Below are 22,455 nucleotides of genomic sequence, written 5' to 3' on the forward strand. Positions count from 1 at the left end.
CTCCTTCCGTTGCCGGGCTGCTCCGCCCGGTCGCCGGGGCCCGCGGGTCGGGCCCCGGCGTGCCCTCAGGACCCCAGTGCGAACGACGACACGGTGACCGGGCCGTCGAAAGTCAGGTAGACGTCGTGCCGTCCGGCGGCCGGTGCGAGCGCGGCGGTCACCGTGGTGAAGGCGTATTTGTCTCCGGTGCTGTTCACGACTGCGGTGCCGAGCACCCGGCCGCGAACCGGATCGTCCAGCCGGACGGTGATCCGCGCCGTCCCACTGTCCGCTTTAGACACCTTCGCGGCGAAGGCAGTCATGCCGGGCCGCAGCAGCGCGTCGCGGTAGGAGACCCAGCCTCCGGCTGTCGCGGCGACGGAGGTGCCGTCCGTCTTCGCCGTGTCGGTCAGCGTCACGCCCTGGTAGCCGTCGAAGTTCTCGGCGAGCGTGGTCTGCGCGAGATCGCGCGGCGGGATCCGTTCGCCGGCCACGTGCACCGGCACCGACCCGGCGAGATCGGTCGCGGAGCGGCCGACCGCGAGGTCGTAAACTCCGGCTTCGACGACCGAGCGGTTCCGGGTGACATCCCAGAACGCAAGGTCGGCGGTCTTCACCGAGAGCCGGACCGTCTTCGTCTGTCCCGGCGCCAGCTCGACGCGCTCGAACGCCCGCAGCTGCTTCAGCGGCTGCGCGGCGCGCGAGTCCCGGGCGCTCGAATACAGCTGCACAACGTCGGTACCCGCCCGGGCGCCGGTGTTGGTGACGTCCACGTCGACGGCGACCGTGCCGGGCGCCGCCTGCGCCGGACGGGGCTTCCCGTAGCGGAAACTCGTGTAGCTCAGGCCGTACCCGAAGGGATACAGCGGTTTGCCGGCGTAGTACTGGTAGGTCATGCCGGTCTTCGCGATGTCGTAGTCGAGGATGGACGGCAGGCCGGCGTCGGAGGCGTACCAGGTCTGGGTCAGCCGCCCGCTCGGATCGTGGTCGCCGAAGAGCACGTCCGCGACGGCATGTCCGGTCTCTTGCCCGGCGTGGGTGGTCCACAGGATTCCCGGCGCGGACTGGGTGTCCCAGCCGGTCGTCGGATAGCTGTTCTCGACGACGACGATGGTGTGCTTGTTCGCCTTCTGCACGGCTTCCACCAGCGCCTGCTGCGCCGGGGCCAGCTCCGTGCTGGTCCGGTCGTCGGCCTCCCGGCCGTTGATGAACGGCATGCTGCCGACCACCACCACCGCGGTGTCCGCGCCCTTGGCCGCGGCGACCGCGCTGTCCACCCCGCGGGAGAGGACGTCGCGGCCGAACTTGGTGGCCCCCGCGGCGTCCGGCGAGCCGATCGTCAGCACCCCGTCCGCGCCGACCACCGCGAACCGGTTCTTGCCGAACCACGACTCGTTCACCTCGTTGCCCGCGTATTCGAGGACGTAGCTGCCGTCGGGCTGCGGGTCGAGCTTGAGCTGCTGCTGGACGAACCAGCCGTTCGGCTGAGCGGCATTGTTGACCAGCGCGCCGCCGGAGTAGCCGAGGTACTTGCCGTTCGCGACAGTGCGCAGCGTGTTCTTGCCCGCACCCCAGTCGAAGACGTCGAAGGACTGGGCAGGACCGGCCGTGGCGGCCCCCTCGGCGAGCTTGCCGCCCGCCGGATCGGTCGATGCGGTCAGGTACTTCCCGGTGGCGAGGTTCTTCAGCGCGATGCGGTCCACGCCTTCGCTCGACGCGACCGCGCCGACGCGTTCCTTGACGGCCTGCAGCGGCGTCACCTTGTACGGCATCGTGCCGCTGTACCAGTCCTCGTACAGCGTGTCCGACAGCGGTCCGACGACGGCGATCTTGCCCTGCGTGGTGAGCGGAAGCGCGTTTTTCTCGTTGCACAGCAACACAATCTGCTCGTCGGCGGCCTTGCGCGCCAGCGCGCGGTGCTCCGGCGAGTCGATCATCGCCGGGGTGATGTTCGCGTACGGGTTGCGGCCCGGCGGGTCGAACTCGCCGAGACGGAATCGCAGCGACAGCAGGTGCCGGTCCGCTCGCTCGACGTCGGCCACCGTCAGCAGCCCCTTCGCCAGCGCCTCCTTCACCGCGGCGACGGTGATCGAGCCGTTGGTGTCGTTGTCCGTGAAGCTGTCCAGCCCGGCTTTGAGCGCCGCCGCGTCCGCCTCGGCCTGAGTCCCGTAGTACTTCTCGGAATTCGCCAGGTTGGTCGGCGCGCCCGCGTCGGACACGACCGCGAGGTCCTGTGGCGCCCACTGGCGCAGCACGCCGTTCAGGTCCGAGCTGACCGTGTTGGGCCGGCCGTTGACCAGGTTGTAGGAGGGCATCACCGCGTTCGCCGCACCCGCGACCAGCGCCGGCTTGAACGCCTGCTGGTCGTAGTCGTGCAGGATCTTCGGCGGCACGGACGAATTGCTCGTGGTCCGGTCGGCTTCGTTGTTGTAGGCCAGGTAGTGCTTCAGCGTCGGGGCGGCCTGCAGGTACCGCGGGTCGTCGCCCTGGATGCCGCGGCCGTAGGCCACCGACATCTGCCCGGTCAGGTACGGGTCCTCGGAGTAGCCCTCTTCGTTGCGGCCCCAGCGCGGGTCGCGCAGCAGGTTCACCACCGGCGCCCACAGGTTCAGCCCCCACAGCGTCGGGTTCTGCGCGTGGTAGCCGCGGGCTTCCTGCCCGACCGCCGCGCCGACCTGCTTGATCAGCGCCGGATCCCACGTCGAAGCCAGGCCCAGCGCCTGCGGGAACACGGTGCCCTTCGCGGACACCACCGCACCGTTGTTGTCGTAGTCGGTCGACCAGGCGACGCCGTGCAGGGCCTCGGTGCCGGTCTTGAACACGCCGATGCCCAGCCGCGGGATAGCCGGTTCGTACTGGTGCAGCAGCGAGATCTTCTCGTCCAGGGTCAGCCTCGCGACCAGGTCGTCGATCCGGGTGTTCAGCGGCAGCGACGGATCGCGAAACGGCAGCGAGGCGGCGACCGCCGGCAGCGGCGTCGCGACCAGCAGCGCCGTGGCCGCCAGGAGCACGCCGCGGCGGAGCCGGCGCGCGAAGTAGGCACACATCGGTGGGGGCCTCCGGGAAAGTTTGTCGAATCGGTTCGACTCAGGGATTCCGAGGGATTACGAGACAAATCCGGATGCCGACGACTATCGCAGGATCACCGCGAAGGGGTCAAGGCTCACCTGACGAACTTTCGTATCCCGTTGTTGAGCTGCGGCAACGCCGCGTTCACGGCATTCGACAAATTCGACGGACGAGGTCGATCACCGAATCGAATTCGACGGTCGAGTTCGTCGAGAATGCTGCTTGCGCACGCCGCATTCATCGCCTACTTTCATCCACTGTCGATGCGCTTCGACGAACCGGCGAGGAGGCTCAGTGGTCACGATCAACGACGTCGCCGCCGCGGCCGGCGTCGCGCCGAGCACGGTGTCTTATGTGATCAGCGGCAAACGCGCGATCTCGCCGAAGACCCGCCGCCTGGTCGAGGACACCATCCGCAAGCTCGGGTACCACCCGCACGCCGGCGCCCGGGCGCTGGCCAGCAGCAAGACCAACGTCCTGGCGCTGGTCGTGCCGCTGCGCACCGACACGAACGTCGCGGTCGTGATGGAGTTCGTCGCGTCGGCGGTCACCGCCGCCCGGGCCTACGACCACGACCTGCTGCTGCTGACCACCGACGAAGGCCCCGCGGCGCTGCGCCGGGTGGTCTCCTCGGCCATCGCCGACGCGGTCATGGTGATGGACGTCGAGGCCGCCGACCCTCGGGTGCCGATGCTGCTCACGCTCGACCGGCCGGTGGTGCTGATCGGCGTGCCGGACCATCCGGACGGCCTCAGCTGCGTCGATCTCGACTTCGCCGCGGCGGGCGAGGCGAGCGTCGCGCACCTCGCCGGCCTCGGGCATCGGCGGATCGTCCTGGTCGGGCCAGGGCCCGAGGTCTACCAGCGGGGCACCAGCTATGCGACCCGGTTCATCCGGGGTTTCACCGCCGAGGCGGAGCGCAGGGACGTCCAGGCGGCGACGACGGCTTGGCCGGCCGCCTACCAGCACGGCGGCGGCCTCGACGACCTGCTCGCGCGGCACCCGGACGTGACCGGGCTCGTCGTGCACAACGAAGCGGCTCTGCCCGGCCTGCTGTCCGATCTGCGCTACCGCGGGGTGCGGGTGCCCGAAGACATCTCGGTCGTCGCGGTCTGCCCGGACAGCATGGCCGTGCACTACCCGATTCCGCTGACCAGCATCGCCATCCCGGCCCGCGAGGTCGGCACGCTCGCCGTCGAGACGGTGATGCGCCAGCTCGCCGGCCATCGCACCGCCGAAACCCGGCTGCTCGCCCCGAAACTGGCCGTCCGCGCCAGCACCGCTCCGCCGGCCCACCGCTGAACACCGTCCCCACCGCCCGTTCAAAGGAGAACCCGCCATGAACCATGCCCGTCGCCGCCTGCTCGCACTGGCCGGGGTGGCCGCCGCCGGACTGGCGGCCGCCTGCTCCCCCAGCCCGCCCGCCGCGTCCTCGCCGGACGCGCCGGCCGCGTCGTCGATCACCGAACTGGACTACTACGCCGACGAACAGGGCTCCGCGGCGTGGCAGAAGGTCCTCGACGGCTGCGCGGCGCAGACCGGGATCAAGATCGACCGGCAGAAGGTGCCGACCGCGCAGTTGCTGCCGAAGGTCCTGCAGGGCGCGAGCTCGAAGACGCTGCCGAACCTGATGTTCACCGACAACCCGACGTTGCAGCAGATCGCGTCCACCGGCGCGCTCACGCCGCTCACCGACTACGGGATCTCCACCGACGGCTACGCCCCGGGCATCGTCAAGGCCGGGACCTACCAGGACAAGGTCTACGGACTGGCGCCGGGCGTCAACGGCCTCGCGCTGATCTACAACAAGGACCTGCTGCAGGCCGCGGGCGTCGAACCGCCGAAGACCTGGGACGAGCTGAAGGCCGCCGCGGCGAAGCTGACCAAGGACGGCAAGTACGGGCTCGCCTTCTCCGCCATCGCCTCGGAGGAGGGCACTTGGCAGTACCTGCCGTCCTTCTGGAGCAACCGCGCCGAACTGTCCCAATTGGACAGTCCGCAGGCGGTCCAGGCCCTGCAGTTCGTGACCGACCTGGTGAAGAGCGGCTCGGCGTCGAAGTCGGTGCTGACGTGGAACCAGAACGACGTCGCCGACCAGTTCGTCGGCGGCAACGCGGCGATGATGATCAACGGCTCCTGGAACCTGGCCCGGCTCGACGAGCAGAAGTCCCTCCACTACGGCGTCGTGCCGATCCCGGTGCCGCAGGCGGGCGCCCAGCCGGTGGTCGCGCTCGGCGGCGAGGTCGGCGCGATCCCCGCGACCGGGTCGGCCGGACAGCGGGCGGCCGGCAAGGTGTTGTCCTGCATCCTCTCCGAGCCGGTGATGCTGGAGTGGAGCAAGGCGCACGCCTACGTCCCGTCCAAGACCGCGGTGGCGCAGAAGTTCGCGGCCGCGCAGCCGGAGATGCAGGCGTTCGCGAACGAGGTCGGCACGGCCCGGTCGCGCACCGCCGAACTCGGCGACAAGTACCCGAAGGTCTCCCAGGCGATCGCCGACGCCCTCCAGGCCGCGCTCACCGGCAAAAGCTCACCGGCCGACGCGCTGAAGACCGCTCAGCAGGCGAGCGGATCGTGACGATCAGCGCCACCCGGCCGCTCGCCGCTCGGCGGGCGGCCGGCCGGTCCCGGCCCCGCGATCGGTTCGTCGCCTGGGGGTTCCTGCTGCCCGCCGTGGCGTACGTAGTCGTGTTCTTCGGCTACCCGCTCGCGGCGAACCTCGTGATGAGCACGCAGGACTACACCGTCAAGTCGTTCTACACCGGCGAAGCGCCGTTCGTCGGCTTCGCCAACTACGCCGCGGTCTTCCGGAATCCGCTGTTCCCGGCGTCCGCGCTGAACACCGTGCTCTTCACGGCCGGGTCACTGGTGTTCCAGTTCGGCATCGGCCTCGCGCTCGCGGTGTTCTTCAACAGCCGCTTCCCGGGCAGCACCGTGCTGCGGTCGCTGCTCCTGCTGCCCTGGCTGCTGCCGCTGGTGGTCAGCGGCGCAGCCTGGCGGTGGATGCTCGACACCGACCACGGCGTCCTCAACGCCGCGCTCGGCCTGGTCGGCGCAGACCGCGTGCCGTGGCTGTCGAGCACCGGCTGGGCGCTGCCCGCGGTGATCCTGACCAACATCTGGATCGGCATTCCGTTCAACCTGGTCATCCTGCACGGCGGCCTGCGGGCGATCCCCGCGTCGCTCTACGAAGCCGCCGCGCTCGACGGCACGAACGCATGGCAGCGCTTCCGCTACGTCACCTGGCCGCAGCTGCGCCCGGTCACCGGCATCGTGCTCATGCTCGGCCTCGTCTATACGATCAAGGTGTTCGACGTGATCATGGTCGTCACCGGCGGCGGTCCGGCCAACGCCACGCAGACCTTGACCACCTGGTCCTATCAGCTGTCCTTCCACGACTTCGCGTTCGGGCAGGGCGCGGCCGTCGGCAACATCCTCATCCTGGTCGCCACCGTGTTCGGGCTGCTCTACTTGCGCTCGGCCAGGGCCACGCTCTCGGAGACGGCGTCATGACCGCCCGGCTGAAAACCGCCGCCGGAATCGTGATCGTCGTGGTTCTGCTGTTCCCGCTGTACTGGATGGTCAACGCCTCGCTGCAGCCCAGCGGCGCACTGCTCAAACCGCACCCGGACTGGGTGCCGCTCGGCGGCACTCTCGACGGCTACCGCAACGCACTCGGCTCCCAGGGCGGGCATCTCGTCTCCAGCGTGATCATCGCTCTCGGCACGGTGCTCGTCTCGCTCGCGGTCGCGCTGCCCGCGTCCTACGCGCTGGCGCAGCTGAAGACCCGCGGCGGCCCGGTGTTCGTGTTCGTGCTGCTGATCGTGCAGATGATCCCGGGCATCGTGATGGCGAACTCGCTGTACACGGTGTTCAGCAACCTCGGCCTGATCGACAACTACCTCGGGCTGATCCTCGCCGACTCCACCGCGACCATCCCGTTCTGCGTGCTGCTGCTGCGGGCCTTCATGATCTCCGTGCCGAAGGAGCTCACCGAAGCGTCCCGAGTGGACGGAGCCGGGTACTGGCGGACGTTCTTCTCGATCATCCTGCCGGTCAGCCGCAACGCGGTGCTCACCGCGGCGCTGTTCGCCTTCCTGTTCGCCTGGGCGGACTTCCTGTTCGCCGTCACGCTCACCACCGGCCAGGGGTTCGAGCCGATCACCGTCGGCATCTACCGGTTCGTGGGCAACCAGTCCGCCGACTGGAACTCCGTCATGGCCACCGCCGTTCTCGCCTCCGTTCCCGCCGCCGTCCTGCTCGTCATCGCCCAGCGGTACGTCACCGCCGGGCTGACCAGCGGCGCTGTCAAGGACTGACCCCCCTCTTAGGAGCCCCCATGATCACCGTGACCGGCGACGGCCACGCGCTCGAAGTCACCATCCGCCACGAGGTGCTCCGCATCGAGCCCTGGGGCGCGGACAGCCTGCGCGTGCGCGCCGGGCGGCACGCGATCCGCGACCACCTCCCGGGGGCGCTGCTGCCGCCGAAGCCGGCCCCGGCCGAGGTCACCGCGACCGACCGCAGCGGCGTTGTCGTCAACGGCGATCTCACCGGCATCGTCGAGGTGGTCGACACCGACACCGGCATCGACGCCGCCGTCCGGTTCGTGCGCACCACCACCGGCGAGGAGCTGCTGGCCGAGCAGCGCGCGCACTTCTGGTGGCCGGGCGCGCGGCTGTTCCTGCCGTCGGGCAATGGCTACGGCCGGCTCGAACAGCGTTTCGCCGCCTACGACGACGAGCGGATCTACGGCCTTGGCCAGCGCACGCACGGCCGCCTCGACCACAAGGGACTGGTGCTCGACCTGGTGCAGCGCAACGCCGAGGTGTCGGTTCCGTTCCTGCTTTCCTCGCGCGGGTACGGGTTTCTGTGGAACAACCCGGCTGTCGGCCGGGTCGAGTTCGCCGGCAACGGCACCCGCTGGGTGGCCGACGACGCCCGGCAGATCGATTACTGGATCACCGCGAGCCCGGACCCCCGCACGATCCTGTCCCGGTACGCCGACGCGACCGGCCACCCCCCGATGCTCCCGGAATGGGCGGCCGGCTTCTGGCAGTCCAAACTGCGCTACCGCAGCCAGGACGAGCTGATGGAGGTCGCCCGCGAGTACCAGCGGCGCGGACTTCCGCTGTCGGTGATCGTCGCCGACTTCTTCCACTGGACCCATCTCGGCGACTGGCGGTTCGACCCGGCCGAATGGCCCGACCCGGCCGGGATGATCCGCGAACTGGACACCCTCGGCGTCAAGCTGATGGTCTCGGTGTGGCCGACGGTCAGCCCGTTGTCGGAGAACTACCAGCACCTGCACGAAAACGGCCTGCTGGTCGGCACCGACCAGGGGGTGCCGTTCCACGCGCCGTGGAAGGACAAAGGCTTCGGCGCCGAAATGCCGGTCGCCTACTACGACCCGACCAACCCCGAAGCCCGGCGGTTCGTCTGGGAGAAGATCAAGGCGAACTACTACGACCTCGGCGTGCGGGCCTGGTGGCTCGACGGCGACGAACCGGAACTGCAACCCGGCCACCCGCACAACCTGAGCTTGCACGCCGGGCCCGGCAGTGAAGTCGCCACGCTCTATCCGCAGGCGCATGCCCGGACCTTCCACGACGGGATCACCGCCGAAGGCGACGACGAGATCGTGCTGCTCAGCCGCTCGGCCTGGGCGGGCAGCCAGCGCTACGGCGCGGCGGTCTGGTCCGGCGACATCGCCCCGACCTGGGAATCCCTGCGCGCCCAGGTCCGGGCCGGGCTCAGCGTCGCCGTCGCCGGGATTCCGTGGTGGACCACCGACATCGGCGGTTTCCACGGCGGAGACCCGGATTCGCCGGAGTACCGCGAACTCGTCGTCCGCTGGTTCCAGTACGGCGTGTTCTGCCCGCTGTTCCGCCTGCACGGCTTCCGCGATCCGCGCACCGCTTTCGGACCGGAAATGACCGGCGGCCCCAACGAGGCGTGGTCCTTCGGCGACGAAGCCCTCGAACTGATCGAAAAGTCGTTGCGGCTGCGGGAAACTCTCCGGCCCTACCTGATGGAGCAGATGCGGGTCGCGCACGAACTGGGGGTGCCGCCGATGCGGCCGCTCTTCGTCGACTTCCCGGACGACCCGGCCGCGTGGACCGCCGACGACCAGTTCCTCCTCGGCCCGGACCTGCTGGTCGCCCCCGTGCTGAGAGCGGGCGAGACCGCACGCGCGGTGTACTTGCCGACGGGTGCGTCGTGGACCGACGCGGTCACCGGCGAAACCTTCGCCGGCGGCACGACCGTCGAGGCCCCGGCTCCGCTCGACCGGATCCCGGTGTTCGTGCGGGAGGGAGCCGCCAACCCGTTCCGGCCCTGAGCCGCGTGACGCACCTTGTCCCGGCTGAGTCCACGCCGGTATCCCACGCTGTCGCCACGATGACGAGTGTGCACGAACAGCACGCCCGGCGCGGTTCCGCGTCCCGAGTCGAACCTTGGACGCGGAACGCGCCGGGCACAGCAGTCCGGGACGGCAGGCTCGCTCAGCTTCGGACAGTTTCGGGCGTCGCGTGCCGGAGCGCTGCGGCGACCTGGGTTCCCGGACTGTGGTCAGTCGCTCGAGTGGGCGGAGTTGTCCAGCCAGTGCTGTGCGAGGCCGGCGTCGCCCTCGACGGTGATGTCGGCGGCGTCGCGGTCGGCGAGCGGGCGCCGTCGGGTCAAGACCAGCAAGAGGGTCCCCGCCGGGCCGGTGATGGTGACGTCGGCCTGCCGGGTGCTGGGCTGCCAGGTCGCTCCGTCCGGGCGGCGTTCGACGAACCACGTGCCGGTGCCTTCGGCGGTGTCGGTGGCCAGCCATTGCAGGGTCTGCCCGGTGCCCCGCAGCGCCTGAGCGGATTCCGGCCGCTGCATCTCCCAGGTGGGCGAGGCGAGCATCGCGAAGTGATTGGTGATGAGCGCCGACGCGATATCGGCGTCGATGGCGAGCGGTCGGTTCGCCGCGACGGCAGCGTCGGCACCGGCTGCCACGGCCGAGTCGGCCAGCCGCCGGGTGTGGTCGACGATCGCTCGCCGGGTGCGTTCCGCATTCACTTCAGTCATCGCATCGTCTTAGTGTCCGGTGACGGTTCACTCGGCACCGCTCTCTGGAGGTGCCTTCGAGTACACGTCGAATGAACGTAGCGAGGATCGACACCCCCGCGGCACGATGTTCCGATTTTCCCGCGCGTTCGGCTCGAACTCGGCTGACGTTCACCGCAGCGGCCCGGCCCCGCCGCCCGCTCGCCGGACGGGCCGCCGGACCTGGGCCGGTCGATCCTTTTAGGACCCGTTACGGGAGAATGCACTCATGAACCTGCTGCTGCTCGCCGCCGCACTCGCCATGATCGTCCGGGCGCTGGCGGCGGCTCGGCTCGACCGGTGGAACCTGGGTGCGCCGGTCGTGATGGTGGTGGCCGGTGTCGTGGTCGGCCTGCTCAACGAGCAGTCCATCGCGGCCGTGCTGAACACCGAAGCGGTGCAGCACGCCGCCGAGATCATCCTCGCGGTCCTGCTGTTCGTCGACGCCACCGAGGTGCGCGGCGGACGCCTGTGGGGCGGCTACCCCGGACTCGTGGCCAGGGCGCTGCTCATCGCGATGCCGGTCAGCCTCGCGCTGGCAGCACTGCTGGGCTGGCTGCTGTTCCCCGGCCTGCCGTGGGCCGTGCTGCTGCTGATCGCCTGCGTCACGGTGCCGACCGATTTCGCCCCGGCGGAGCGGGTAGTGCGCGACCGAGCGCTGTCGATGCGGGTCCGCAGCGTGCTGAACGTGGAAAGCGGCTACAACGACGGCATCGTCTCGCCGCTGTTCCTCTTCGCGCTCATCCTCGCCGGCGACACCACTCAGCAGCGGACCCCGCTCGACGCCCTGGCCACCGCGTTGCCCTTCGCTCTCAAAGCCCTGGTCGCCGGCGTGGTGATCGGCAGCCTCGTCGCCTGGCTGCTGGACCGCGCCCACCAGGCCGGATGGGTGACCGGCCAGTCCGGACGCATCGCGGTGCTGCTGACTCCGCTGCTCACCTACACCGCGACCGTTGCCGTCGACGGCAACGGGTTCGTCGCCTCGTTCGTGTGCGGCATCGCCTTCCGCTACGTCCACCGGCTGCGCAAGGCCCGCCGGGTCCGCGACGGCCGGGCCGACCGCGCGGAAATCCGGGCCGACGCCTTCGGCAACGACCTGCACCTGCTGGAAGACTTCACCGCCCTGCTCACCACGACCATGTGGTTCGTCGTCGGCATCGCGGCCATCCTCGCGTTCTATCTGACCATTTCCTGGCAGGTCGTACTCTTCTGCGTCGCGGCGCTCACCGTGCTGCGCGTGCTGCCGGTGCTGCTCTCCATGGCCGGATCCACGCTCTCCGGACGCGAACGTCTGCTCATCGGCGCGCTCGGACCACGCGGCACCACCTCGATCGTGTTCGGGCTCCTGGCCTTCAACAAGCTGCCGGAGGGACCCGAGGCAGACACCATCCTCGTCATCACCGTGGTCTGCGTCCTCGGCAGCGTCGTATTGCACGGCATCGGAGCCAAACCGCTCACCCTCCTGCTGACCCGGACGAACACCCGTCGCTGACGCTCCCCGCAGCACCGGCCAGCGTTGGCGGTCGACAGTGGCGGACAGTTCTTTTTCGGAGGGTCAAGCACAGCAAACCGTCCAGATAGGACCACCGGGGCCCCACGGCTTCGCGACCTGGTTCTCGTGCTTCGTCCGGTCAGGCCCGACCAAGCACGGTCCGTTCCAGGGCGCGAAGCCGCTCTCCGCCGGACCGCGATCAGCCGCGAGTTGCCCGGAAGGCCGCTTCGGCGTGGACGGACGGAGTAGCCGCGACGACAGGTTTCGGACAAAACCCGAGGCGACGCTGGACCGGTTTCGACCGGTCTCCCCACACTCAGCCGACAGTGGGTTTCTTTCCCTCGTCTTTGAGGAGTTCCGATGCGTCGAAGAATCGCCCTCAGCATCACCGGTGCGGCCGTCCTCGCGGCGAGCCTCGCCGCCGTCGTGGCGCCCGCCGCCGCCCAGGCGGCACCCGGGCAGCTCGCGGCCATGCAACGAGACCTGGGCCTCAGCGCCGGACAGGCGCAGACCCGGCTCCGGCAAGAGCTGGCCGCGGCACGCCAGATGCCGGCCGCGCAGGAGGCCGCCGGCCCGGCGTTCGGCGGCGCCTGGTTCGACGCGCGCCTCGGCAAGTTGGTGGTCGGCGTGACAGACCCGGCGGCAGCCGACGCGGTGCACCGGACCGGCGCGGAAACCGTTCCAGCACGCATCACCGCCGTGGCTTTGGACGCAGCGAAGAAGGCTGTCGACGCCACCGCCAGAACGAAACGCGCCCCGGCGGAAGTCAGCGGCTGGCACGCGGACCCGCGCACCGGCAGCGTGGTCGTTACTCTCCAGCCCGGCGCGCACGGCGCGGACGTCGACGCCTTCCTCGCGCGAGCCCGTCAAGCCGGCCCGGTGACGGTAGCGACCGCGCCCAAGCCGCAGACTCTCTCGGCAGGCACTGTCGGCGGGGATCCCTACTACATCAACGGAAACACGCGCTGCTCCATCGGCTTCTCCGTGCACGGCGGCTTCGTCAGCGCCGGGCACTGCGGCGGCACGGGCAGCTCCGTCGTCGGCTGGGACAACTCGCCGATGGGCACCTTCGCCGGATCCTCGTTCCCCGGCAACGACTACTCCTACATCACCATCGGCAACGGCTGGTGGACCGCCCCGGTCGTGCTCGGCTGGGGCACGGTCAGCGACGTGATCGTCCGCGGCTCGGCGGTCGCGCCCGCGGGCTCGTCGATCTGCCGCTCCGGCTCCACCTCGCATTGGCACTGCGGCACCGTGCTGGGCCTGAACGAAACCATCAACTACGCCCAGGGCGCGGTCTACGAAGCGACGCACACCAACGTGTGCGCCGAACCCGGCGACTCCGGCGGTTCCTTCATCACCGGAGACCAGGCCCAGGGAGTCACCTCGGGCGGCTTCGGCAACTGCAGCTCCGGCGGCGAGACCTGGTTCCAGCCGGTGAACGAGATCCTGCAGACCTACGGCCTGTCCCTCGTCACCGGCTGACCCCGGCGCACCGGCGTGCGCGGTCTGTCCGTGAAGGGCTCCTTGAGGGAATCCAAGTCCGGGAAGGGGCCCTTCACGGACCGGCCAGCGGACAGCCGGAATCCGAATTCCCGTCTTTAGTCGGTAGTCCGCGCCGGCGAGGAACGCGAATCATTCCGATGATCAGTTCTCTCTCGCCGGCCCGCGCGACCGGGCCCTCCGATCAGGAGGAATCTGTGAAAGTGCCTTATTCGGCATCTCGCGGAATCGCCGTGGCCGCCGCCGTCGCAGCGGCGGCGCTCGCGGTTCCCGCCGCCGCCGACGCCGCCACCGCGAACATCTCGATGCAAGCCCAGCAGAAGGACAACTGGTGCTGGGACGCCAGCGGCAACACGATCGCCGCCTACTGGGGATATTCCTTGACGCAGACCAGGTTCTGCCAGATCGCGCACAACGAATCCGGCAACGACTGCGCGAACGACCAGGGTTACCTCAGCGACGAGCAGACCGTGTTCCGCTCGCTGGGCTTCCGCAATGCCGGCACCTACGATTCCACCGGCTACCGGCTTTCCTTCGCCGGAATCAAGAGCCAGATCGACGCCGGACAGCCGATCGGCACCCGGATCGGGTGGACTTCCGGCGGCGGCCACATGCACGTCGTCTACGGTTACGACGACTCCAACGGCAACGCCATCGTCGATTACGGCGACCCGTGGCCCTCGAACAACCGCTACAACTCGATGAACTACAGCGCCTACCAGTCGAACAGCCAGTTCACCTGGACGCACACCGTCTACGGAATGGAGGGCTGACCCGTGCTGCGAACCATTTTGCGCTCGGCAGTCCTCACCGGCGCGGCCGGGTTGGCGGCGCTCGCCGCCACGCCCGCTTTCGCCGCACCGGCGGTTCCGTCCGGTCCGTCGGCGGCGGACACCGCGGCGATCTCGAACGTCGTCGCCAGCCCGGGCACCGCCGCCCGGCTCGCGAGCACCAAGTTCCCCGGCGCCGCGCCGGCCGGCGCGCGGGCGATGCGCGCGGCCGCCGATGCCAGCACCCAGATTCCGGTCTACGAGCCGACTGCCGCGTTCGTCCGCGGCACCTCGGCGGTGCCCGGTGCGCTCGCCTACGTCGCAGTGCCCGCGCACCTCGCGGACGGCCGCGACGCGACGGTCTGGGCTCAGCCGGGCAATTCCGGCTGGCAGGTCATCAACGTCGCGTCCGGCAACGACGAGCAGGCGCACGCGGCGGCCGCGCGCGGCGGCTACTTGCTGCACGAACCGCAGGTCAACGCATGGTATTCGGTGTCCGGCGACACCGTCACGGTGCTCGACGGTTCGATCACCGGCGTGCCTGCCGGGACCAAGATCAGCGTGCCGGACTACCAGGCCGAGCTGCATCAGCGCTATGCCGACAAGCTGCCCGGATCCCAGTACGACAAGACTGGTGCGGGCGGCGGCTACGCCGTGGCGAGGACCGACGCCGGTTCGGACGGAATCCCGGCCGGCGCGGTCGCCGTCGGCTGCGCGGCGGCGGTGCTGGGCGGTGCGTTGCTGATGCGCCGTCGGCTGCGCCCCGAGAAGTAGGGCGGCGGCACGTTCCTGCCCGCGCGGGCCACTGGCGACGCGACCCTCACCGCGGCAACGAAACCTCGACCGACGTCCCCTCCCCCACCCCGCTGCGGACCGTCAGCTCCCCGCCCATCGCCTCCGCCAGGCCCTTCGCCAGCGGCAGGCCCAGCCCGACGCCCTGGTCGCTCTCGACGCCGAGCCGGTCGAACGGCGTGAACAGCCGTTCCAGGTGCTCCGGGGCGATGCCGCGGCCGCTGTCCGCGACGGCCACCACCACCCGGCCGGTCTCCGCGCGGGTGGCGACCTCGACGGTTCCGCCGGGCTGGTTGTAGCGGACCGCGTTCGAGACCAGGTTCAGCAGGATCTGCTTGAGCCGCCGCTCGTCGCAGCGGGCCCGGGCCGGTTCGCCAGAACTGGCGAGGCGGACGTTTTCCGCGTCTGCCAACGGTTCCATCAGTTGCAGCACGCTGGTCACCACGTCCGCGACGTCGACCTCGACCGGGTGCAGCGGCAGCGACCGGGCCTCGATCCGGGCGACGTCCAGGACTTCGTCGACCATCGCCAGGATGTGGCCGGCGGCGGTCGTGATGTGTTCCAGCGCCGCCTTGCGCCGGTCCGGCGGCAGGTCCAGCGAGCCCAGCAGCTCGGTGAAGCCGGTGACGGCCTGCAACGGAGTGCGCAACTCGTGGCCCAGCGCCGCGACGAAGTCGGTCTTCGCGCGGCTGGCGCGCTCCGCCGCCTGCTGGGCGACCTCGGCCTCGTGGCGGCGACGGCGTTCCCGTTCCGCCGCTCGCCGTTCCGTCACGTCCAGGACGTTGGCGATCAGTCGCACCGGCGCGCCGTCCGGGCCGGCCACCGGCGACACCGAGACGACCACGTCCAGGGTGCGGCCGTCGGGATGGGACAGGGACGCGTCCGGTCCGGTCGGGGTGAGCAGCTCGTCGAGGCGGATGCCGACCAGCTCGTGCTCGGTGCGGCCGAGCAAGTCGCGCAACGCCTCGTTGGTGCGGGTCACCGCGCCGTCGGGCTCGGTGATCGCCATCCCGATCACGTTGTCGTCGAACGCGCGGCGGAAGCGCTCCTCGCTGTCGGCGAGGGCGCCGAACAGCGAATCGTGGTCGATGGCCACCGAGGCCAGGTGGGTCAGCCGATGCACCAGGCCGCGTTCGCGGGCGGTCGGCTGGTGAGTGCGTTCGTGGTAGACGGCGAAGGTGCCGACGACTCCGGCCCGGCCCCGGATCGGCGTCGACCAGCAGGACCGGAGCCGGTGCGCGCCGGCCAGGTCCCGGTAGCGCACCCAGCGCGGGTCGGTGGTGACGTCCTCCGCGACGACCGGCACGCCGAGATACGCCGCGGTGCCGCACGATCCGGCGTCGCTGCCGATCGGCAGCCCGTCGATCCGGGACGAATAGGCCGTCGGCAGAGACGGGGCCGCCCCGTGGCGCAAGGTCGCGGTGTCCCGGTCCAGCAGCAGGATCGAGCAGTGGCAGCCAGGCACGAGCCGTTCCAGCGCGACGGCGACCTCGGTCAGCACGTCGGCCAGCCGGGCGCCGCCGGCGATCCGTTCGAGGACATCGGACTGGGCCCGCAGCAGGGCTTCGGCGTCGGTGGTCGCCTCGTGCGTGCGAGTCATGGCTCGAACCGGTAACCGACGCCGCGGACGGTCCGCACCGGACGCGGGCCGAGCTTCTGGCGCAAGCGATGGACATGCTCGGTAACGGTCGCCTCGCTCTGCCACTCGGCGGCGCTGGCCCAGACCCGGTCGAGCAGCTGGGCGCGCGTGAACACCTGCCGCGGGTGCCCGGCCAGGAACGCGAGCAGGTCGAACTCCTTGGCGGTCATGGCGGTTTCGCGGCCGTCGACGAAGACTTCCCGCGCCGCGTGGTCGATCCGCAGCCCGGCCGCCGCGACCGGCTCGGCGGGCGCCGACCGGCGCAGCACCGAGCGCACCCGGGCGACTAGCTCTCCGGGCGAGAAGGGCTTCACGAGATAGTCGTCCGCGCCCAGGTCGAGGCCGATGATCCGGTCGGTCTCGCCGCTGCGGCCGGAAAGCACGATGACCGGCAGGTCCGGGTCCCGTTCGCGGCCGCGCAGCCGGCGGAGCACGTCGAGACCGCCGATCCCGGGCAGCGCGAGGTCGAGGACCACGAGGTCGAGCGGCTCGCGTTCGATCGCCTCCAGCGCCCGGCGGCCGTCCGCCGCCTCGGCGACCCGGAAGCCCTCGGCCTCCAGCTGCCAGGCCACGACCGTGCGCACCCGGGGGTCGTCGTCGACGACGAGCACCAGCCGTCCCGGCTTCGTCGCGCTGACCGTCATCGCTGGCCCCTTCGCCGGACTCGGCCGCCGCATCGCGGCCGCCTCCCATGGTGCCGCACCGGAGCGGCGCAGGCCAGGCAAGCGGTCTTGCCCGGACGACCGCGGTGTCGTCCGGGCAAGAGAGAGGGAGGCTCGTGTCGCTTAATTCGGTCCGCGCTGCCCGAGGAGCTCCCGTGAGGGGCCCCTTCCGGGAATCAGATTCCCTCAAAAGGCCCCGCACGGACCGGGCCGCCGCGTCAGCGCGAGAGAGCGGGAGGCTAGGCGGCGTTCACCTTCGGCATGATCTCCTCGGTCAGCCGCTTGATGTCGTCGATGGTCTTGGCGGTCGGCACGTCCCGGAACGGCGGCCACAGGAACGGCATGGTCAGGCCGGCTTCCTTGTACCGCTTGAGGATGTCCTCGATCTGCTGCGCGCTGCCGGCCAGCAGGTTGGTGGCCTTGCCGGCCGGAGTCTGGTCCATCGGCTCGTCGGTGATGACGAACCAGATCATGCTGCACATGTCGAAGCCCTCGGGGAAGCCCCGGCCGAGCTCGCCCAGCTCGCGCTCCATCTCCCCCTTCCAGCGCTTGATGTCCTCCGGGCTGTCCTGAATGCCGATCCAGCCCTGCAGCCCGTACTTCGCGATGCGCTTGGCCGAGCGCTTCGGGTCCTTGAGCCCGGAGAAGTAGATCGGCAGCGGGTCCTGGACCGGCTTGTGGCCGAAGCCGGACAGCGGGAAGTCCGCGAATTCGCCGTGGTACTCGAACAGCTCGTTGGACCAGATGCCCTGCATGATCTCGATCGTCTCGCGGACGTGCCCGTGCCGGCGCGGAAACAGGTCCGAGACGCTGGCCGCGGCGAACTCCTCGGGCATCCAGCCGGAGCCGACCCCGACGTTCAGCCGTCCGCCGGACAAGTGGTCCTGGGTGGCGAGCTCGGCCGCCAGCACGCCGGGAGACCGGTACGGCGTGTCGATGATGCTCATGCCGATCCGGACCTTCTGGGTCTTCGCGGCGAGCCACGGGATCAGCGTCATGCCCTGGAACCACTTGCCGCGCGAGACGACCGGCAGTGCCTTGGGCAGGTCGGCCATCATGCCGAACGGGTACTCCAGCTCCCCGCGGTCGGACGCCTCCGGCACACAGATCCGGTCGAGCGTCCAGACCGAGTCGAAGTCCCGTTCTTCGGCGAGCGCGGTGAGGTCTTCCAGCTCTTTGAGCGTCACCTCGTCGCGGAAGTTGGGCAGGTAGAGAGCGAGCTTCATGCGTCCGGCCTCCTCGGGACATCGTCGTCGGAGGCGATCCTGACCCGGCTGTCTCAACCCGGGCACACGCGATTATCAAATCCCGAACAACAGCTCCGCGAATGCCGCCCGGCCGCGGCTATCTTCCGGCCATGGACGTGCTCTGGCGCCCGACGGCGGACCGCATCGCGAACTCCCCGCTCCGCGCGTACCTGGACTGGCTGGAGCAGCGCGAGGGGAAGCCGTTCCCCGACCATGACGCGTTGTGGACCTGGTCGGTCGCCGACCTGGACCGGTTCTGGACGTCCATCGCCGACTACTTCGAAGTCGAGTTCAGCGCGCCCTGGACGCGAGTGCGAACCGCTGATCCCATGCCAGGCACCCAGTGGTTCCCCGGAGCCCGGCTGAACTGGGCGCAGCACGCGCTGCGCCGGGGCGCCGACGACGCCACCGCGTTGATCTGCGTCCGGGAAGGCGACCTCGCCGAACGCGAGTTCACCTTCGGCGAGCTGCGCCGGTCAGTGGCCGCCGCGGCCGGGTGGCTGCGCCGGGCCGGCGTCCGGCCCGGGGACCGGGTCGCCGCTTACCTGCCCAACACCGAGCACGCGGTGATCGCCTGCCTGGCGACCGCCGCGGTCGGCGCGGTGTGGGCCTGCTGCTCTCCCGATTTCGGCGCCGACGGCACCATCGGCCGGCTCGCGCAGCTGACGCCGGCAGTGCTCATCGCGGCGGACGGATATCATTGGAATGGCAAGGAGATCGACCGCGGCGAGGTCGTCGCGAGGCTGCGCGAGAACCTTCCGGGACTGCGTCATTTCGTGCATGTGCCCTCGCTGCCGGACCGGCCCTGCCCGGCCGGCGCGACACCGTGGGACGAGCTGCTGGCGCGGCCCGAACCGCTGTCGTTCGAACCAGTCGAATTCTCCGATCCGCTGTGGGTGCTGTTCACCTCGGGCACCACCGGCTCGCCCAAGGGCCTGGTGCACGGCCACGGCGGGATCACCCTGGAGGGGCTCAAGTGGTCCGGGCTGTACTGCGGGCTGCGCGCCGGCGAACGGATGTTCGCCTACACCTCGACCGGCTGGGCGCTGTGGAACATGCAGCTCGGCGCACTCGGCCAGGGCGCGGCGATCACTCTTTACGAGGGAAGCCCCAACTGCCCGGCGGGCGCGGTCTGGGAGGTCGCCGCCCGCATCCGCGCGGACGTCATGCTGCTGGGCGCCGCGGTGGTCATGGCGTCCGCGGACACCGGCGTCTCGCCCCGGACCCGGCACGACCTGAGCAGGCTGCGGCATGTGATGGTCAGCGGCTCGGCGCTGCCCGCGGACGGCTACCGCTGGGTGGCCGAACACGTCAGCCCGGAGCTGCGGATCGACTCGACCAGCGGCGGCACCGACATCTCCGGCGCGTTCGTCGGCGGCAACGAGTACGCCCCGGTCCAGGCGGGCCGGATCGGCGGCCGCCTCGCCGGCGTCGACTGCGCGGCCTGGGACGAGTCCGGCCAGCCGGTCCTCGACGCGGTCGGCGATCTCGTGATCACCCAGCCGATGCCGTCGATGCCGGTGCGGCTGTGGAACGACCCGGACGGCGTCCGCTACGCCGAGTCCTACTTCGACACTTGGCCCGGCGTGTGGCGGCACGGCGACTGGGTGACGATGCACTCCGACGGCAGCGTGTCGGTCCACGGCCGGTCGGACGCGACACTCAACCGGCAGGGCGTGCGGCTGGGCAGCGGCGACTTCTACGACGTATTGGACGGCATGGCGGAGATAGCCGAGTCTCTGGTGGTCGGGATCGACCTGCCGGACAACGGATACTGGCTCGGGTTGTTCGTCGTACCGGCCCCCGGGCACGAGGTCGACGACGCGCTGAAGCGGAAAATCGTCACCACGCTGCGGACCCGCCTGACCCCGCGGCACGTCCCGGACGAGATCCTCGCGGCCCCCGCCGTGCCGCACACCCTCAGCGGCAAGCGGCTCGAAGTGCCGGTCAAGAACCTGTTGGCGGGCAAGGACTTGACCAAGGCCGCGAACCTGTCCTCGGTCGACGACCCGGACGCCCTGCGCTGGTACGCCCAGTTCGCCGCGAAGCGATTCCGCTGACCCCGCCGGAGAAAGGACCTCGGATGCGGCTCGGCGCGACCCTCGCCCGGCTCAGTCCCGGACCGCCCATCGCGATCGCCGAGTGGGCGAGACGGCTGGCCGGAGAAGGCTTCCAGAGCCTGTGGACCCCGCAGGTGATCGGACGCGGTTTCCTGGTGCCGGACCCGTTCGTGGCACTGGCCGCCGCCGCGACCGCGGTCGAGCACCTCGAAGTCGGCACCGCCACCTTGCAGGTGCCGCTGCACCATCCCGCCGACCTCGCGCACCGGATCCTTTCGCTCAAATCGGTGTGCGGCGATCGTTTGACGCTCGGGGTCAGCCCCGGCTCGACCGATCTGGACTACGCAGCGTTCGACCGGGACTACGCTGCGCGCTTCCGGACCTTCTCGGAGAACCTTCCGCGCTTGCGCCGCCTGCTCGACCGCGGGCGGGACGAGCAAGCCGATCTCGCCCCGCCCGGGGAAGCGGGCTGCCCGCCGCTGCTCCTCGGCTCATGGGGCGCCAACGTCGAACGGGCCGCGCGCGAGTTCGACGGCTGGCTCGCGTCGGCCTACCGCCGCAGCGCTGACCAGATCGTCGATGCGCACCAGCGGTACCGGGCCGCCGGCGGCCGCCGGGCGATCGTGTGCGCGATCCCGCTGGCCGCCGACCTCGGAAGGACCGCCGAAACGCTGCACCGCTACGCCGCGGCGGGTTTCGACGACGCCGTGGTGCTGATCGGGCCGGAAGGCCCTGATCCGGCGCGCGTGCGGGCGCTGCTTCCGTGACCGGATCCCGCGGCCCTGGCGCCGCGGGAGACCGATCGTTGTCCTCCTGGTTCTTCCGTCGATTCCTGGCGAACCTCGATCCACGGGTAACGGCCAAGGGCGGTCCCTCGTCTGTGTGAGTACACCCGAGGAGTTCCCGCCATGACCGATTCCAGTCCAGGCAACCCCGCACAGTGGCCGAACCAGCCTCCAGCCGGGCCGTACCGCCCCTGCCCGTACTGTGCGCAACCGGTCCTGGCGGACGCCGCGCAGTGCCCGTGGTGCGGAAGCCAGTTGAGCCAGCTGGCCCCTTCTCCCCCGTCCGCCCGGCGATTCGCCGTGGCGGCCGGACTGGCCCTCGGCGGCGTGCTCGTCGGGGTCTCGCCGGTTGTGCCGTGGATCAAGGTCGTTCTTCTCGGCGACGCGAGCATGTTCGACGCCGCGAGCCTGCCGGGCAATTCGCTGCCGTTCGTGCTGCTCCCCGTCGCACTGGTGGTTTGCGGGTGCGCCGCGCTGATCTCGGCATTCGTACTGCGCGAGGGCACCGCCGCCCGCGCGACCGCCTTCGTCCTGTTCGCCGTGGCGGGGGTGGTCGGCGGGCTGGTCCTCACCAGACTGCTGTTCGCCGTCTCCGGCTCATCCGGCTACGTCCGGGTCGGAGTGGGACCGTGGTTCTGCCTCGCCGGCGCGGTGGTCCTCCTCGCCGGGGCGGTGGTGCCGCCGCCGCGGCCGGCTTCCCCGCCCGCGCCTTCCGCCGCCCGAACCGTCTTCTCCTCCGTCGCCTGCGGGATCGTTCTCGTGCTGGCCGCGCTCGGACTGACTGCCGCCGTCGGGGTCGACCGCTCCAGTCTCGCCACCGCCGAGAGCCCGGCGACCAGTCCGAGCCCGTCGAGCACCTCCGCACCGGAACCGGTCCTGCCGGCACCGGAGACCAGCACCGGTCCAGCCAGCAGCGAGCCGGCCACGAGCACCGGGCCCGCCGCCAGCGAGCCGCAGACGACGCAGGCACCCGCGCCCGCGACCAACGACCTCGCCGGCGCGGAAGCCGCCGTCGAGGCGAAGGGATACCGCCCCTACCCGGGCACCGCATGGGAGCGGACCGGCGGTCTGCAAGTCATCCTCGGCACCGTCGCCGAATCCGGGGACGGCTACGCCAACCGAGCCTTCTTCTTCCTCGACGGGCGCTACCTCGGCACCGACACGTCAGCCGACAGCGCCGGCATCCAGCAGCTGTGGTCCACCGACGACACCGTCGCCCTGTCGTACGAGGTCTACAACGCACCGGACCCGATGTGCTGCCCCACCGCCGACGCCGCGACCGTCCGCTACCACTGGACCGGCAGCCGCTTGGTTCCGCTCGACGCGATTCCGCCGGCCGACCCCGCCGCGAACCACAGCCGCCGTTGAGGCACCGCACGCGGG

Annotated in this window: 17 protein-coding genes; 12 read left to right on the plus strand and 5 right to left on the minus strand. The window is 70.5% G+C overall.

The window, feature by feature from the left end; all coding sequences use genetic code 11:
- Nucleotides 1-65: 65 nt before the first annotated feature.
- Nucleotides 66-3,026 carry a glycoside hydrolase family 3 protein gene (locus tag AMYBE_RS0113850; protein ID WP_020659985.1) on the minus strand — a complete coding sequence of 987 codons (2,961 nt, stop codon included), beginning with the start codon at nt 3,024-3,026 and terminating at the stop codon, nt 66-68.
- Between the two features lie 316 nt (nt 3,027-3,342).
- Here AMYBE_RS0113850 and AMYBE_RS0113855 point away from each other — a divergent pair, with 316 nt between their 5' ends.
- Genes AMYBE_RS0113855 through AMYBE_RS0113875 form a run of 5 tightly spaced genes read left to right on the plus strand, consistent with a single transcriptional unit; the run spans nt 3,343 to nt 9,385 of the window.
- Nucleotides 3,343-4,350: a LacI family DNA-binding transcriptional regulator gene (locus AMYBE_RS0113855; RefSeq protein WP_020659986.1), complete on the plus strand. Its 1,008-nt coding sequence runs from the start codon at nt 3,343-3,345 to the stop codon at nt 4,348-4,350.
- A gap of 37 nt (nt 4,351-4,387) precedes the next feature.
- Nucleotides 4,388-5,623 carry a sugar ABC transporter substrate-binding protein gene (locus AMYBE_RS0113860; protein ID WP_020659987.1) on the plus strand — a complete coding sequence of 412 codons (1,236 nt, stop codon included), beginning with the start codon at nt 4,388-4,390 and terminating at the stop codon, nt 5,621-5,623.
- Nucleotides 5,620-6,558, plus strand: coding sequence for a carbohydrate ABC transporter permease (locus AMYBE_RS0113865; RefSeq protein WP_020659988.1), 939 nt, complete (start codon nt 5,620-5,622; stop codon nt 6,556-6,558). Before AMYBE_RS0113860 ends, AMYBE_RS0113865 begins: the two co-directional genes overlap by 4 nt.
- Nucleotides 6,555-7,364 (plus strand): carbohydrate ABC transporter permease, encoded by an 810-nt coding sequence (locus AMYBE_RS0113870; protein ID WP_020659989.1) that lies wholly within the window; start codon nt 6,555-6,557, stop codon nt 7,362-7,364. The genes AMYBE_RS0113865 and AMYBE_RS0113870 overlap by 4 nt, the downstream gene beginning before the upstream one ends.
- A 20-nt stretch (nt 7,365-7,384) precedes the next feature.
- The gene (locus AMYBE_RS0113875; RefSeq protein ID WP_020659990.1) at nt 7,385-9,385 is read left to right on the plus strand and encodes a glycoside hydrolase family 31 protein; all 2,001 of its coding nucleotides are present in this window, start codon (nt 7,385-7,387) and stop codon (nt 9,383-9,385) included.
- Nucleotides 9,386-9,615: 230 nt separating this feature from the next.
- Here AMYBE_RS0113875 and AMYBE_RS0113880 read toward each other — a convergent pair whose 3' ends face one another.
- Complete coding sequence (locus AMYBE_RS0113880; protein ID WP_020659991.1) at nt 9,616-10,104, minus strand: SCP2 sterol-binding domain-containing protein; 489 nt, start codon at nt 10,102-10,104, stop codon at nt 9,616-9,618.
- 247 nt (nt 10,105-10,351) lie between these two features.
- Here AMYBE_RS0113880 and AMYBE_RS0113885 point away from each other — a divergent pair, with 247 nt between their 5' ends.
- The 4 genes from AMYBE_RS0113885 (at nt 10,352) to AMYBE_RS0113900 (ending at nt 14,661) form a co-directional block, all read left to right on the plus strand.
- Nucleotides 10,352-11,614: a cation:proton antiporter domain-containing protein gene (locus AMYBE_RS0113885; RefSeq protein WP_020659992.1), complete on the plus strand. Its 1,263-nt coding sequence runs from the start codon at nt 10,352-10,354 to the stop codon at nt 11,612-11,614.
- Between the two features lie 360 nt (nt 11,615-11,974).
- The gene (locus AMYBE_RS0113890; protein WP_020659993.1) at nt 11,975-13,099 is read left to right on the plus strand and encodes a S1 family peptidase; all 1,125 of its coding nucleotides are present in this window, start codon (nt 11,975-11,977) and stop codon (nt 13,097-13,099) included.
- 251 nt (nt 13,100-13,350) lie between these two features.
- Nucleotides 13,351-13,890: a papain-like cysteine protease family protein gene (locus tag AMYBE_RS0113895; RefSeq protein WP_020659994.1), complete on the plus strand. Its 540-nt coding sequence runs from the start codon at nt 13,351-13,353 to the stop codon at nt 13,888-13,890.
- Between the two features lie 3 nt (nt 13,891-13,893).
- Nucleotides 13,894-14,661 carry a hypothetical protein gene (locus AMYBE_RS0113900; RefSeq protein ID WP_020659995.1) on the plus strand — a complete coding sequence of 256 codons (768 nt, stop codon included), beginning with the start codon at nt 13,894-13,896 and terminating at the stop codon, nt 14,659-14,661.
- A 46-nt stretch (nt 14,662-14,707) separates the two neighbouring features.
- Here the strand turns inward: AMYBE_RS0113900 and AMYBE_RS0113905 are convergent, their stop codons facing one another.
- The 3 genes from AMYBE_RS0113905 to AMYBE_RS0113915 form a co-directional block, all read right to left on the minus strand.
- Entirely contained in the window at nt 14,708-16,279 is a 1,572-nt protein-coding gene (locus tag AMYBE_RS0113905; protein WP_020659996.1) for a sensor histidine kinase, read from the minus strand.
- Complete coding sequence (locus AMYBE_RS0113910) at nt 16,276-16,962, minus strand: response regulator (protein WP_020659997.1); 687 nt, start codon at nt 16,960-16,962, stop codon at nt 16,276-16,278. The genes AMYBE_RS0113905 and AMYBE_RS0113910 overlap by 4 nt, the downstream gene beginning before the upstream one ends.
- A gap of 257 nt (nt 16,963-17,219) precedes the next feature.
- Complete coding sequence (locus AMYBE_RS0113915; RefSeq protein ID WP_020659998.1) at nt 17,220-18,206, minus strand: LLM class flavin-dependent oxidoreductase; 987 nt, start codon at nt 18,204-18,206, stop codon at nt 17,220-17,222.
- Between the two features lie 131 nt (nt 18,207-18,337).
- Between AMYBE_RS0113915 and AMYBE_RS0113920 the strand changes: the two genes are divergently transcribed.
- The 3 genes from AMYBE_RS0113920 to AMYBE_RS43990 all read left to right on the plus strand — a co-directional run bounded on the left by AMYBE_RS0113920 (nt 18,338) and on the right by AMYBE_RS43990 (nt 22,440).
- Nucleotides 18,338-20,287, plus strand: a complete 1,950-nt coding sequence (locus AMYBE_RS0113920; RefSeq protein WP_154676199.1) for an acetoacetate--CoA ligase — start codon at nt 18,338-18,340, stop codon at nt 20,285-20,287.
- Between the two features lie 23 nt (nt 20,288-20,310).
- On the plus strand, nt 20,311-21,054 hold the full coding sequence (locus tag AMYBE_RS0113925) for an LLM class flavin-dependent oxidoreductase (RefSeq protein ID WP_020660000.1): 744 nt from the start codon (nt 20,311-20,313) through the stop codon (nt 21,052-21,054).
- 141 nt (nt 21,055-21,195) lie between these two features.
- The gene (locus AMYBE_RS43990) at nt 21,196-22,440 is read left to right on the plus strand and encodes an LppP/LprE family lipoprotein (protein WP_154676200.1); all 1,245 of its coding nucleotides are present in this window, start codon (nt 21,196-21,198) and stop codon (nt 22,438-22,440) included.
- The last annotated feature ends 15 nt before the right edge of the window (nt 22,441-22,455 follow it).

The organism is Amycolatopsis benzoatilytica AK 16/65, assembly GCF_000383915.1.
GTDB classification, from domain to species: domain Bacteria; phylum Actinomycetota; class Actinomycetes; order Mycobacteriales; family Pseudonocardiaceae; genus Amycolatopsis; species Amycolatopsis benzoatilytica.

Excerpts from the sequence above, each read along its gene's own strand:
- AMYBE_RS0113850 (WP_020659985.1), bottom strand. The coding sequence starts at position 3,026 with ATGTGTGCCTACTTCGCGCGCCGGCTCCGCCGCGGCGTGCTCCTGGCG.
- AMYBE_RS0113860 (WP_020659987.1), top strand. The coding sequence starts at position 4,388 with ATGAACCATGCCCGTCGCCGCCTGCTCGCACTGGCCGGGGTGGCCGCC.
- AMYBE_RS0113870 (WP_020659989.1), top strand. The coding sequence starts at position 6,555 with ATGACCGCCCGGCTGAAAACCGCCGCCGGAATCGTGATCGTCGTGGTT.
- AMYBE_RS0113875 (WP_020659990.1), top strand. The coding sequence starts at position 7,385 with ATGATCACCGTGACCGGCGACGGCCACGCGCTCGAAGTCACCATCCGC.
- AMYBE_RS0113880 (WP_020659991.1), bottom strand. The coding sequence starts at position 10,104 with ATGACTGAAGTGAATGCGGAACGCACCCGGCGAGCGATCGTCGACCAC.
- AMYBE_RS0113885 (WP_020659992.1), top strand. The coding sequence starts at position 10,352 with ATGAACCTGCTGCTGCTCGCCGCCGCACTCGCCATGATCGTCCGGGCG.
- AMYBE_RS0113890 (WP_020659993.1), top strand. The coding sequence starts at position 11,975 with ATGCGTCGAAGAATCGCCCTCAGCATCACCGGTGCGGCCGTCCTCGCG.
- AMYBE_RS0113905 (WP_020659996.1), bottom strand. The coding sequence starts at position 16,279 with ATGACTCGCACGCACGAGGCGACCACCGACGCCGAAGCCCTGCTGCGG.
- AMYBE_RS0113910 (WP_020659997.1), bottom strand. The coding sequence starts at position 16,962 with ATGACGGTCAGCGCGACGAAGCCGGGACGGCTGGTGCTCGTCGTCGAC.
- AMYBE_RS0113915 (WP_020659998.1), bottom strand. The coding sequence starts at position 18,206 with ATGAAGCTCGCTCTCTACCTGCCCAACTTCCGCGACGAGGTGACGCTC.
- AMYBE_RS0113920 (WP_154676199.1), top strand. The coding sequence starts at position 18,338 with ATGGACGTGCTCTGGCGCCCGACGGCGGACCGCATCGCGAACTCCCCG.
- AMYBE_RS0113925 (WP_020660000.1), top strand. The coding sequence starts at position 20,311 with ATGCGGCTCGGCGCGACCCTCGCCCGGCTCAGTCCCGGACCGCCCATC.
- AMYBE_RS43990 (WP_154676200.1), top strand. The coding sequence starts at position 21,196 with ATGACCGATTCCAGTCCAGGCAACCCCGCACAGTGGCCGAACCAGCCT.